We start from the raw sequence: 12,767 nt of genomic DNA, 5'->3' as shown, positions 1-12,767 counted from the left end.
AAATTCATTTACTTCAGAGAGCGGCTGTCGCGTTCAATCACTCATGGATAAGAAATCGCATTTCGAAAATCTGAATCGAATATTTGGCAACGTAAGAAATTCGTCGCCATTCGGAACCTTTCTGTCTTTCGGGCGTGTTTCTTATTCTCAACAGGTGGCATTGCTGCGGATTCTGGCCATCGCCGCCGATAAACAGCTGCCGTTGATCGACGTTCTGGAAACGTTCGGGAAAGATATTCGTGGCCACTGGCGTTACCAGATCATGCGGCTGGTGGACCTGCTGCGGAGCGGCGTTCCGCTGGCCGAGGCGCTGGAAAAGATTCCGTACGTGATTCCTGCGAACGCGTTCTTCCTCGTCAAAGCGGGAGCCGAATCAGGGACGCTGCCTTCTGCGCTGGCGCTGGCGGCGGAAGTGTGTGCCGAGCAGCGCAATGAACGGGATTACCTGCGTCCCGGCATCGGCGTCTATCTGTCTACGGTTTTTGTCATCATGTTTCTGGTTTTCGGATTTATCTGTTACTGGATCATTCCCAAGATGAAAAAGATTTTCTTGGATTTCGGCATGGAGTTACCGGATCTGACGCTGAGGATCATCTATGCAGCGGACCTGATTGTTAATTACTTTCCGTTAATATTTCCAGTCTTTCTGATTCTCTTTTTTATGTATCTCAGGCTCCGCCGGACCGGCTATCTGGAAAATGGCTGGCGCCCCCGGTTTATTTCGGGACGCTATTATCCCCGTTTGATCGCGCCGGATGTGCTGCGGTTTCTGCACGTCAGCACCGAATCAGGACGTCCGCTGCTGGGGGCATTCGAGACCCTGTCACACACGACAAAAAATAAGTATCTGTCTGCCCGCTTTAACGCGATTCTGGAAGATATTCATAAAGGGAACGACTGCTGGACGTCACTGCATGACTATAGCCTGCTGACTCCCAGTGAAGTGCGTCTGCTGCAGTCAGCGCAACGGGCCGGTAATTTGAGCTGGGCGCTCAAAGCGATTGCCAAAGGAATCGAACGGCGTATCAATTATCGCCTGGCGTTGATACGGGAATACCTGGAACCGTGTTTTGTTGTGGGCGTGGGCTGTTTAGTGGGTATCTTCGTTATCGGGCTGTTTTTACCACTGGTGACGATCATGCATGCCCTGTCTTAACCTCAGATATTGGTTGAAATGTGAGAAATCAAAAACAGATCAATAGAATCAGTCCAACTCGCAGCGCAGCATTGCGGTGTCAACGCCGCGGATTCACGCTGGTGGAGATGATGGTGGCCGGCGTGCTGCTGATGACGGTTTCCATGATTATGGTACCAGCGATCTACTGGGTGCATCGCGAACGCCGGCAGACTGAACGCCGCCAGATTGCGATTGTGGAAGTGGAAAATCTGATGGAACGCGCGGTCACTTTACCATTTGACGAAGTACAGCAGTCAACCGTGGATAAGTTTGCTTTATCGGAAAGTGCGATCAGACAACTTCCCGATGCCAGCCTGCAATTCAAAGTCAGTAACGCAGATGATGTGCAGCAGATGAAAAAGATAGGGATCCAGCTCGACTGGAAAAACGATCAGGGAATCAGGGCGATGCCGGTGAGACTCACTTCCTGGGTCTGCCTGAAGGAACAGCAGTAATGCAGCGACGTGGATTTATGATTTCGATCAGGCAATATGGCTGCCCCCCGGGAGTTTCCCTGGTGGAAGTCGTCGTGGCCATGGGCATCGCTTCGGTGCTGATGGGCATCAGTATGCTCACCATGCATACGGTGCTTCGTGCCGAGCGGGAAACCAGCAAAGCCGCCTGGCTGGGATCTTCGTTCCAGCGATTTTCCCATCTGTTTCGTGCAGACATTCATGCTGCAGTAGAAGTCCAGTTTCCCGCAGAAGGGAGCGAACTGATCCTGCAACAACCCGACAATCAGAGTGTGAAGTACACGATTCAACAACATCAGATTTTCCGAGTCGTGACCCGCCAGGGTAAGGAAACACATCGTGATGTCTATTATCTGCCTGAGGGCAGCCTCGCTCGTTTTTTTGAACAGCAGCGACTGCATCGGGCGGGGATCTCCATTGAAGAACCCGATCCGTTACAGCGCGTATCAATTAAAAACAGCGAAAGCTCAGGTCGGTCCGGGAAGCCGGCGTTTCAGGAATTATCGATCATTTCCACCATCGGCCATGATTATCGGCTGGCGAATCTGAAACTGAAACAACCAGAAAAAGAAACAAATGAAACCGAGTGACAGGGTCAATCATATGCGTCATCACAATCAATCAGAGACAGTATTTCACACTCAGAGCACGCGCCAGGGAGCAGTGCTGGTGATTGTCATGGTCTGCCTGTTGTTGATTTCACTGGTGATGGCTTCACTGCTGAAATCGACGTTGATGCAGCGACGACAAATGCTGAAGGAGCAGCTGCAGGTCCAGGCCGACTGGCTGGTTGAGTCAGCTCTGGAGCGTGCCGCGCGACAGCGATTGTCAAATCCCGAGTACCAGGGGGAAGTCTGGCAGATTGATGCGGAAGAACTGGGAACCCGTTATGCAGGCTCCGCTGAAATCGAGTTGAAATCGGAAACGGACGGCGCTCAACGTATCTCCATTCAGGCTCGAGTGAAATATCCTGAGAGTCAGACGTTTGTCATTACTCGTACAAAAAAGATTTTATTATGACCTCAATCCTTCGATCAAGCTTCGGTTCTTATCAATGATTTCCTTACAATGCGATTTGGTATTTTATCCCAGGAATAAAAAAGATGAATAAGTTTGCTCCCCGCTTTCACCAGAGTCAGCAGCGTCATGGCTTCACGCTGATCGAACTGCTGGTTGTGATTGCAATCATCGCGATCCTGATTGCACTCCTGCTGCCGGCAGTCCAGCAGGCCCGTGAGGCAGCCAGGCGGACAGTGTGTAAGAACAATCTGATGCAGATCAGCATTGCGCTGCAAAACTACGAAATGGCTTTCGAGGTCCTGCCGGCGGGAGTTTATAATCAGACGGGACCCATTAAAAACGAACCCAAAGGCTATGACATGGGCTGGCTTGGAGGACTGATGCCGTTCCTGGATCAGGCGATTGTGTATCGGCATATTGACTTTAAACAGAGTGTGTACGCCGAAGCCAATTATGAGGTGCGCAAAAGACCGCTCTCTGTTTTAAGCTGCCCGTCTGATCCCAAAGGGCCTGTTTTACGTGTGCCGATTGAGGAAAATGTCGATTTGTTTCAGACCAATTATGCGGCCTGCTATAATGCAAATGAAGCGCCCATTGATGTGAATAATTCCGGAGTCATGTTCCTCAACAGCAGCATCAGCTACGATCAGATTACCGACGGCAGCAGCAATACCATTTTTATCGGCGAGCATCTGTTCGACGAGACCAACCTGGGCTGGCTCTCCGGGACGCGCGCCAGTCTGCGGAATACCGGTTCCATCAACAAGGATCTCCCCAGCTTCAACGGTTCCTGGGGAAGCAATAATCCTCCCACACCTGTAGAGGAGAATCCTGTCGATCCACTGTTAAATGTCGGGGGATTCGGAAGCTACCATCTCGGGGGCGCTCACATCGGGCTGGGCGACGGTTCTGTCCGCTTCATTGCCGAGAACATCGATCCCGGTTTGCTGGAACAACTCGGCAACCGCGGAGATGGCAAACTGATGGACCCATTTTAATCAGCCACGCGGATGATACATCTGGTGCACGGCTTTCAGGCGGCTGTGATCGACGTGGGTGTAAATCTGGGTGGTGCGGATATTCGCATGTCCCAGCAGTTCCTGCAACGCGCGGATCTCGGCGCCGCCAGCCATCATGTGGGTGGCGAAGCTGTGACGCAGTGTATGCGGACTGACCTCTTTACTGCAGCCGACGCGGGCCGCGTTTTTCTTGACGATGTTCCAGACCATGATCCGCGAGAGCTGCTTGCCTCCCCGATTCAGAAACAGCGCCTGTTCTGCCGTGTTGCGTCGTGTCAGCACAGGCCGCTCATGCCGCTCATGCCGCAGATAGGCTTCCACGGCGGCGACAGCGACCGGATTCAATGACACCATGCGTTCCTTGTTTCCTTTTCCCACGCAGCGGGCATAGCCTTCGGCCAGCTTTACCGAGTTCAAAGGCAGGGTCACGATCTCTGTCACACGGCAGCCGGTTGCATACATCATCGCCAGTATCGCCCGGTCGCGGAGCGGGTAGCGATCTTCCCGGCAGGGAGCAGACAGCAGCTGGTTGACTTTTTCCGGGCTGAGAACCTTGGGCAGATATTTCCAGAGTTTGGGAGAATTCAACAGGTCGGCGACACTCTCGGCGAGCACACCTTCCAGCACCAGGTAACGAAAGAACAACTTGATCGTGACCAGGTGCCGGGAAACGGTCGTCGTCGCCAGCTTGCGTCGATTGAGATGCTGCAGGTAGCCGGACAGAAAGTTCAGATCGACTTCACTTAACGGGACCGGTTGCTGCGCGCGGTACCAGTCCAGAAACTGCACGATGTCAGAGCGATACGCGGAAATGGTATTCGCTGCCATCCCGCATTCTGCTTCCAGGTAATGCAGGAATGGTTCCAGATGCACCCCGGGGTCAGCCGGTTTGCGGACTTGGAATCTGGAATTCGCCGGTGGTCGTTTACGTGGCGGCATGAGAGAACCCGATGTCGGTTTAGGTGAATCAGACCTGCTGAATGACTGCGAAATACCAGTGTATTCTTCCACAGAATTAATGGCAGGCGCCAATCGGGTTTATCGGCAAGAGGCTGTGATCCGCTTGAACCAGCGTCGGGTTAGCGCAGTCCTAACGGTTGCAGGGGGCAGTGTGCGGCGACAAAGGTCTGCGGTTCGTCTGCATCATCAAACAGAACATTTACCATCCGTTTACGGGCATAACCACTGATTCCCATGACGGTTCCCACCCCATACCGCGGATGCCTGACGCGCATGCCCACCGAAAAACCCTGGGGTATCTCAGCGGCTTGAGGTGAATCTTTCAGGAGATCCGCACCAGTCATCAACAGGGGACGCTCCGGATTGGCTGCCTTCAAAGCGGCGATATCAATTTCACCGCGCTTGACGGATTCCACGAACTCATCAAAGTGGGAGCGGGATTCAAACAGCTCATCGGTGGTCTGGTCATTGAGCTTCACGTCGATTTCTTTGAGGAAGTCACTGGTGATGGTTCTCCACGGACGACCACGCAGCGAGCGTTCGCGTGTTTGAGTCAGGTACAGGTTCTGTTCGGCCCGGGTAATCCCCACAAAGAACAGGCGGCGTTCTTCTTCTAAACCATCGCGCAATTCTTCACGCAAGACCCGTTCGTGCGGAATCAGATTCTGTTCGACACCGATGATAAACACCACCGGATATTCCAGACCTTTGGCGGCATGCAATGTCATCAGGGTCACGCGTCCGGCATCGGCATCCAGCTGGTCGGTCGCGCTGGCCAGGGTACTGACTTCCAGAAAACCTTCCAGGGTCGTCTCTTCTCCATAAATGTCATCGTACTTCCTGGCCGTGGAGAGCAGTTCATTGACGTTGGCAATCCGTTGCTGATCATCTTCGTCCGGACTCTCCTTCCAGCTGTCGATCAATCGCGTGCTGTCAATGATACTCTCCATCAGGTGCCCGACGGACCCTGAGTCGGCCATCGAAAATCCGTTGATCATTTTGGCAAACCGCGCCACCATGGTCGCCGCCCGTTTGGAAAGTTTCGGGCAGTCTGCTGCCTGATGTGCGGCTTCCAGCAGGCTGATCCCCCGTTCGTCGGCCCAGCGAATCAGTTTATTTTGAGTGGTTTTTCCGATGCCCCGCAGTGGCTTATTGACAATGCGGGAGAACGCAATCCGATCATCGGGATTGTTGACCAGCTTCAGATACGAGAGCAGGTCTTTGACTTCCGTACGTTCATAGAAGGCCACACTGCCGGCCAGCTGATACGGTATTTTATGCCGGGCCAATGCCAGTTCCAGCTCGCGGGAAAGCGAGTTGACCCGGTAAAAGATGGCAAAATCCGTGTAGTCATGCGCGCCTTTGTCCACGGCTTCGCGAATGCGTCTGGCAATATCGTCTGCTTCGTGTCGCTCATCCTGATAACAGAGCAGTTCGACAGGAGATCCTTCCTGGTTTTCTGTAAACAGCGATTTGACTTTGCGGCGCTGGTTGTGAGAAATCAGATCGTCGGCAACGCGGAGAATTTCTTTCGTGCTGCGAAAATTCTGCTCGAGCCGAATGGTTTTGCAGTCGGGGAAATCCCGTTCGAACTGCAGGATGTTTTCAATCTTCGCACCCCGCCACCCGTAAATCGACTGGTCGGGATCTCCCGTAACACACAGGTTGCGTGTATTTAATGAAAGGCCCATCACAATCTGATACTGTGCCAGATTCGTGTCCTGGTATTCATCTACCAGGATATATTGATAGCGTTCGTCCAGAGTGGCCCGTAATTCAGGAGAGCCTTTAAGCAGGCTGGCGACGTGCAGCAGTAAATCGTCAAAGTCCACCGCGTTCGATTCGAGCAGCAGCTTCTGGTACAACGGATAGACCCGCGCCGCCACGGCCTGCAGATGATCGCCCACCGATTCCTGATACATTTCGACAAAGCGATCGACGGTGATCAGATCATTTTTGGCGCGGCTGATCATCGAAGCGATGGTCGAAGGATTATACGCCACGGTATCAATGTCTAATTCATTCAACACGAAGCGAATGAGCTGCTGCTGATCGGAGGTGTCAAAAATCGAGAAGTTGCTGTCCAGGCCGACGCCGCGACCATAGCGCCTCAGGATTTTGACGCAGAACCTATGAAATGTAGAGATCTCCACGCGCGAGTCGGGAATCAACTGCCTGACCCGTTCTCCCATTTCATCCGCTGCCTTATTGGTGAAGGTAATCCCCAGAATCTGATGCGCGGGAACGTGCGCATGGATCAGCGAAGCAATGCGGTGGGTAATGACACGCGTTTTTCCTGAACCCGGCCCCGCCAGCACCAGTAAAGGTCCCCGGTGATGCGAGACAGCGGCGAATTGAGGGGGCGTCAGGACCTGCTGAAAATCCAAGTGAAAATCCTTTTAACGTTAATCTGGACCTATTGTCTGAAACCACCAATGTACGGTCTCACTGCCCAAATTCCAAATCGAACCCCTCGATTATTCAGCCTGAATCTCTATTCTGAATACCTGAAAACCGTTCGACCGGCTCTGGCAGGAGGGACCTTCAGCTCCAGAAACAGAAGACGTGAACATTTATACGTTTTGTTAATGTTGCGAATACAAGCTGCTTTGGTTGATTGCACAATATTTGAGGGTCCACTAAACTGCGCTATGGTGATCTGATGAAGGGCCTGTGAAACGGGCAGGCTGAGTTTGACGATCCTGGGGAATGGGGTGCCTGCCCAGACTCTCCGGCCCTGATTTGCGCCATGAAAAGTAACAGGAATTCTGCAATCTCCAAATATTGTTTTCGGAACATCCGTGTGAACCGGGTTTTGCAGATATTGATGCTTGAATAGTTGATTGGAGGCAGGGATGTATGAATTCAACACACATTCCCGGCTGCTAAATGACGATAAATTATTTTACAACGGTAGTTTCCACCCATACTACCATTAATGAGGGCCCCTGGAGTCCCGCGTTCTTGTGAATGGTGGCGACCGTTATTCGAATCCCTTTGTCGATGGAGTGAGATCAGATATGTTTCTAAAGGAACTAAACCGAACCAGACAAAACCAGAAATATTTTGGTGTACTTGGCCTCGCAGTTTTAGGTTTAACCAGCCTGGCACTGGTTGTCACATCCTCCATGGCTGTGGCAGACAAGAAGCAGGAAAAAGCAGACGTGGGTCTGCAGGGTATTTTACCAGCTGAAGTACCTGAAGATCTTTCGGAAGCTCCGGAAGGACTCGAAGGCAAATGGGCAGAATGGGATCAGCAGGTGGGCGACCTGCTGGCAAAGCTTTACGGATCAGAGCTGACTCTGGAACAGCAGCAGCAGACCCTGGCAGCACTGCAGACCAAGGTTCAGGAAGCTCAAGGCCAGGCAGTCCTCGCGGATTACGCCAGCCGCCTGCAACGTCGCGTGGAAATTGCCAATGCGGTTCTGAAAACCCTGTCGGTCGATGTCGCTGCCGTGAAAGCAGCTCAGCTGAAAGCCCAGCAGAACAAACTGGCCAAAGCGGCCGCCGCTCTGAAAAAATACCTGGGTACCATGGACAATGGTAACGGCTGGGTCGATTACCTGCAGCTAAATGAGTTGCAGAAAGAATTGAAAAACAGCTATTCCGAAGTCGAACTGATGGATCTGTTGAAATCGCTCAAAAAGAAATTTGAAGAGCGCGGTGCATTAATCGATGCGGAACAGCGAAAATTCTTCAACCGTCCTCAGTTCCAGAACCTGGAAAAATCAATCCGTGCTTTTCTGGCTGATTCCCAGGCCGGTCCGGCGAAAATTGATTCCAGTAAAGTTCGTGAGCAACTGACGGCACTGGTCAGCAACCTGGAAGAATACGAAGCGACAGAAAGCAACAAGAACTCATTTGAAGCACGTAAAGCCTATGCTATTCTGCGTGAAGAACTGGAAGGGGGCCTCGAGCCACTGACTAGCGCTCTGCGGAACAACTACTTCAACTATAACCTGCGTGTGATGGTTGCCGAAGAGTTCATGAATCGGCTGATCCACGACAGCACCTGTGAAACCGGCCCCGTGGTGGATTGCATTCTGGGTGCTTACGTCACCGGAAATCAGGCCACAACCACCGAAATCGGCGTGGATTTCAAACCCAGCGATTCTACACTGCGATTTGATTTAACACTGAAAGGTGTTACCAACAGTGAAACTTCCGGTACCACCAACCAGGCGACGATTTACACATCAGGTCATCACCAGATCTGGGGTTCTAAAGAAATCAACTTTGATGGCGATACTTTCGTAACTCAGCCTGCCTGGGTCGAAGTCGCCGCCAATAACACCACCGTCGGTGCCAGCACAAAACTGGATCGCATTCCTCTGCTGGCTGGCATTGGTCGCAATATGGCATACCGCCGGACTGCCGAGTTGAAAGGCGAAGCAGAAGCCATCGCCGCACAACGCGTGCGAGACCGGGTTCGTCCCCGCTTCGATGAAGAAGTGGATGAACGCATCGGTCGTGCCAATGAAGAGGTCGGCGGGACTCTGAATAAGCGTCTGCGTGACAATGGGCTGTTCCCCACTGCCCGCAGCTATGCTTCCACTGACACTCATCTTTACATTCGCACCCGGCTGATGGATACCGGCGAACTGGCTGCCAATTCGCCACCATTGACCATCGCTGCCGACGAAAGTGTTGTGGTACAGCTGCATGAATCGGTGATGAATAACAGCCTGTCTCGAATGAACCTCGAAGGCCGCACAATTACCGATCAGGACCTGATCACAGAATTTGAAAAATCAATCGAAGATGTTCTGGGACGAAAAGTCAAACTGGAACGTCCTCCCGTTGATCCAGATAAAGGACCCAATCTGCTGGTCTTCGATGATCACGATCCCATTCGTGTGCAGATCACTGACAATACTCTGAACCTCATCCTGCGTTGTGGTTTTGAACAGCAGGGCGAAACCGCTGTGCCGACCCAGGTCATCACGGTTCCTCTGCACTTCAGAGTCGACGGTGATAAAATTCATATCACCCGGGGAGACGTCAAGTCATCTCCCGTCGTTCGACCCGAACGGATTGCTGCTCAGATCGCCCGTTCCGGCGTGGTTCGCAGCAAGATGGAAAAAGCATTTCCGGATCGCGTTGAAGATTCACAGGTCAAAGCCAAACTGGAAAACCGGACCGTCTACCTGGACATCACCGGCATCAAAGCCAACGATGGCTGGCTGACGATCACCGTGGGTAACGACCTGACTGTGGAAAAGAATGACAGCAAGCAGCCTCTGCCACCCGAACCGGCAGAAACCGCTTCCGTAAAATAAGTCAGACATTCCGATCTGACCAGAAATAAAAAGAGGCGAATCAAATCGATTCGCCTCTTTTTTTGTATCGTCTTGAGCAGCTGAGATCAATAATCGATGTCGTCTGCTTCGATCGCTTCCTGCATGATCAGGTCGTAACGCAGGCTGGCATCTTTGCCGAACAGCTGGGCGAACGTGGCATCCGCATCGAGCTGGCTGTCGATATCCACTTTCAGCAGCACGCGGTGTTTGGGATCCAGCGTGGTCTCTTTGAGTTCGCTGGCTGTCATTTCACCCAGACCTTTAAAGCGACCAATCTCATACTTGCGGTTGGCGCCCAGTGATTCCACGATCTCTTCCTTCTGGGCATCATCCTGGGCATAATGTTTCTCGCTGCCGACCTTGATACAGTACAGAGGCGGTTGTGCCAGAAACAGTTTGCCCTGGCGAATCAGTTCCCGCATATGCCGAAAGAAGAATGTCAGCAGCAGCGTGCTGATGTGATAGCCATCACTGTCGGCATCCATCAGCAGGATGATCCGGTTGTAGCGCAGGTTCATGATCTCAAAGTTCGGGCCAATCCCGGTTCCCAGTGTTTCCACCAGGTCCTTGATTTCCTGGTTCCCCATGATTTTGGAAATAGCCAGCGATTCGGTATTCAAGACTTTTCCCCGCAGCGGCAGCACTGCCTGGATGCGGCTGTCGCGCCCCATCGCCGCCGTTCCACCCGCAGACAGACCTTCGACCAGAAACAGCTCTGATTCTTCCGGTTTATTGGAGCGGCAGTCCAGCAGTTTGCCCGGCAGGGTCGATTTTCGGTTCGTGACCGATTTCCGCCGTACTTCTTTCTGGGCATCGCGACTGGCCATCCGGGCTCGTGCTGCCAGGACGATCCGACCAACTACCGCATCAGCAATACTCGGGTTCTGGTTCAACCAGGTTTCCAGCAGAGGCCTGACGATCCCTTCGACAAAGCCGCTGACTTCGGGATTATTCAGTTTCTCTTTGGTCTGACCCTGAAACATCGGATCACTATGGAATACGGAAATCAGGCAGAGCACGCCTTCGCGGATGTCATCGGTCGTAATCGCCAGTCCTTTGTGCTTGATATTATGCACATCCATATAATTCTTGACCGCTTTGGCAATCCCGGACCGCAGTCCGCTTTCGTGCGTTCCGCCAGCATGGGTGCGGATCCCGTTCACATAACTGCGAATCTGCTCGTCCGTGGCATCGGTCCATCTTAATACGACTTCCACGCGAATGTTCTTGTCTTCCTTTTCTGCAAAGAACATCTGTTCGTGAACGGGTTTTTTCTGCTGTTCCTGTGTCAGTTTTTCGAGGTAGCCACGAATTCCTTCCGGATGAGAAAGTTCATGCGTCTCTTTTTTGACTTCGTCGCGGAAGGTGATTTTCAGGCCGCCATGAATAAAGGCGACATCTTCCAGGTGCTGGCGAATCGTGTCGGCACTGAAGTGCACACGGCGGAAAATGTCATCGTCCGGGCGGAAATAGATTTCGGTTCCGTGTCCGCGGAACGGCTTTACTTTTTTAACGGGTGTGGTCGGCTTGCCTTTTTTATACCGCTGCATGTACTGGTGACCGTCGCGTACGACTGTCGCAATCATCTCGGAAGACAGGGCATTGACCACGGAAGAACCCACGCCATGCAGACCACCGCTGCGGGCATAGTTCTTGTCGGAGAATTTTCCGCCGGCATGCAGGGTGGTCAGAATCAGTTCCAAAGCCGACTTTTTGGTTTTGGTATGCTTGTCGACGGGAATGCCACGGCCATTGTCTTTGACACTGCAGGAGGCGCCATCTTTATGCAGGGTGACGATAATCGTATCGGCTTCTTTAGCCAGATATTCGTCGACCGAGTTATCGACGATTTCCCAGAGCAGGTGATGCAGCCCTCGAATATCAACGCCACCGATATACATCGAAGGACGACGGCGGACCGCCTCCAGCCCTTCCAGCACTTCAATGTCGTCAGCCGAATATTTTTTTGCGCCTGTTGTTTTTGCTGCAGTTGCCATAATACCTTTACTGATATTTCTCTAATTGAAATGCGAAGGAAAACGAGATTATAGGTGTTGAGCCAGAGATCCGTAAGTCGAGATGCGAACAGTTTATGATTCGTCGTCCGCCTGTTCGTCCCAGTCAACCACTTCAATGGGCGGATAGAGGATTTCAGCAAACCCGCTCCGTTGACTGGTTTTCACGCCTTTGCCGCCGCGGGAAGTGACTCCATATTTCATCTGGCCAAAGGTCATTTTTTTGCCCGCGGTATTCACGACCCGCAGGCAGTCGCTCGGTCGCGTCAGCTGCAGGGCCCCCATGACCTGGTCCCCTTTTTCCAGTTTGATCCCCTTAACCCCTTTGCCCGCATTGGAGAGCAGGGCGGCTTCTTCGATTTCGCAATGCAGCACGCGGGCATCTTTAGTCGCGATAAACATGGTTTCAGCCTCTTCAACCAGCCCCGCATAGACCACCCGGTCATCCTTACCCAGGCGACAGTACTTGCGGCCTGCTTTGGTCGAAGCCGTCCGGAACAGACTGAACGAAATCCGCATGATCTGTCCCTTCTCTGTCACGATCAGAACGTGAGGCGTGGGAATGGGTTGCTTCTTTGTTGATTTGTCATCCGGTGTGAAGCGACCATCGGTCGTCACCGCCGCCACCAGGTATGCGCCATCGCTCATCCGCGCATGTTTGGAAAGTGGCTCGCCATAACCTGATGAAACGGGAACCTGCTCAATCGGCAGCGTATACGCTACTCCATCGCTGGAGAAGAACACGACATGGTCCAGGGTACTTCCCGGTGCCACTGCCAACACGCTGTCCCCTTCGCGGGTCC

The 12,767-nt window shown here is 52.6% G+C and carries 10 protein-coding genes; 6 read left to right on the top strand and 4 right to left on the bottom strand.

From position 1 onward, the window contains the following. From AACZ40_RS23635 to AACZ40_RS23615, 5 genes are all read left to right on the top strand, one after another. A partial coding sequence (locus tag AACZ40_RS23635; RefSeq protein WP_339676088.1) for a type II secretion system F family protein occupies positions 1-1,156 on the top strand: 1,156 nt, incomplete at its 5' end. Between the two features lie 20 nt (positions 1,157-1,176). Beyond that, positions 1,177-1,632 carry a prepilin-type N-terminal cleavage/methylation domain-containing protein gene (locus tag AACZ40_RS23630; protein ID WP_291176623.1) on the top strand — a complete coding sequence of 152 codons (456 nt, stop codon included), beginning with the start codon at positions 1,177-1,179 and terminating at the stop codon, positions 1,630-1,632. Then, entirely contained in the window at positions 1,632-2,240 is a 609-nt protein-coding gene (locus tag AACZ40_RS23625) for a hypothetical protein (RefSeq protein ID WP_291176620.1), read from the top strand. Before AACZ40_RS23630 ends, AACZ40_RS23625 begins: the two co-directional genes overlap by 1 nt. 13 nt (positions 2,241-2,253) lie before the next feature. After that, complete coding sequence (locus AACZ40_RS23620; RefSeq protein ID WP_291176617.1) at positions 2,254-2,670, top strand: hypothetical protein; 417 nt, start codon at positions 2,254-2,256, stop codon at positions 2,668-2,670. 83 nt (positions 2,671-2,753) lie between these two features. After that, positions 2,754-3,668 (top strand): DUF1559 domain-containing protein, encoded by a 915-nt coding sequence (locus AACZ40_RS23615; RefSeq protein ID WP_291176614.1) that lies wholly within the window; start codon positions 2,754-2,756, stop codon positions 3,666-3,668. On the opposite strand, the gene xerD is transcribed toward AACZ40_RS23615, so the two are convergent. Beyond that, complete coding sequence (gene xerD / locus AACZ40_RS23610) at positions 3,669-4,628, bottom strand: site-specific tyrosine recombinase XerD (protein ID WP_291176611.1); 960 nt, start codon at positions 4,626-4,628, stop codon at positions 3,669-3,671. It abuts the gene before it with no gap. Between the two features lie 140 nt (positions 4,629-4,768). Next, the gene (locus tag AACZ40_RS23605; RefSeq protein WP_291176607.1) at positions 4,769-7,036 is read right to left on the bottom strand and encodes a UvrD-helicase domain-containing protein; all 2,268 of its coding nucleotides are present in this window, start codon (positions 7,034-7,036) and stop codon (positions 4,769-4,771) included. A 633-nt stretch (positions 7,037-7,669) separates the two neighbouring features. Between AACZ40_RS23605 and AACZ40_RS23600 the strand changes: the two genes are divergently transcribed. Then, on the top strand, positions 7,670-9,928 hold the full coding sequence (locus tag AACZ40_RS23600) for a hypothetical protein (RefSeq protein ID WP_291176604.1): 2,259 nt from the start codon (positions 7,670-7,672) through the stop codon (positions 9,926-9,928). An 86-nt stretch (positions 9,929-10,014) separates the two neighbouring features. Here AACZ40_RS23600 and AACZ40_RS23595 read toward each other — a convergent pair whose 3' ends face one another. Continuing rightward, positions 10,015-11,946 (bottom strand): DNA gyrase subunit B, encoded by a 1,932-nt coding sequence (locus tag AACZ40_RS23595; protein WP_291176600.1) that lies wholly within the window; start codon positions 11,944-11,946, stop codon positions 10,015-10,017. 93 nt (positions 11,947-12,039) lie between these two features. Next, a partial coding sequence (locus AACZ40_RS23590; protein WP_339676082.1) for a DNA gyrase C-terminal beta-propeller domain-containing protein occupies positions 12,040-12,767 on the bottom strand: 728 nt, incomplete at its 5' end.

The organism is uncultured Gimesia sp., from assembly GCF_963972345.1.
Classification (GTDB): domain Bacteria; phylum Planctomycetota; class Planctomycetia; order Planctomycetales; family Planctomycetaceae; genus Gimesia.
Note: the sequence above shows the minus strand (reverse complement) of the source record. Positions and strands in the feature narration are given on the sequence as shown.

Coding starts and splice junctions, on each gene's coding strand:
- AACZ40_RS23620 (WP_291176617.1), top strand. CDS start 2,254: ATGCGTCATCACAATCAATCAGAGACAGTATTTCACACTCAGAGCACG.
- AACZ40_RS23600 (WP_291176604.1), top strand. CDS start 7,670: ATGTTTCTAAAGGAACTAAACCGAACCAGACAAAACCAGAAATATTTT.
- AACZ40_RS23625 (WP_291176620.1), top strand. CDS start 1,632: ATGCAGCGACGTGGATTTATGATTTCGATCAGGCAATATGGCTGCCCC.
- xerD (WP_291176611.1), bottom strand. CDS start 4,628: ATGCCGCCACGTAAACGACCACCGGCGAATTCCAGATTCCAAGTCCGC.
- AACZ40_RS23615 (WP_291176614.1), top strand. CDS start 2,754: ATGAATAAGTTTGCTCCCCGCTTTCACCAGAGTCAGCAGCGTCATGGC.
- AACZ40_RS23595 (WP_291176600.1), bottom strand. CDS start 11,946: ATGGCAACTGCAGCAAAAACAACAGGCGCAAAAAAATATTCGGCTGAC.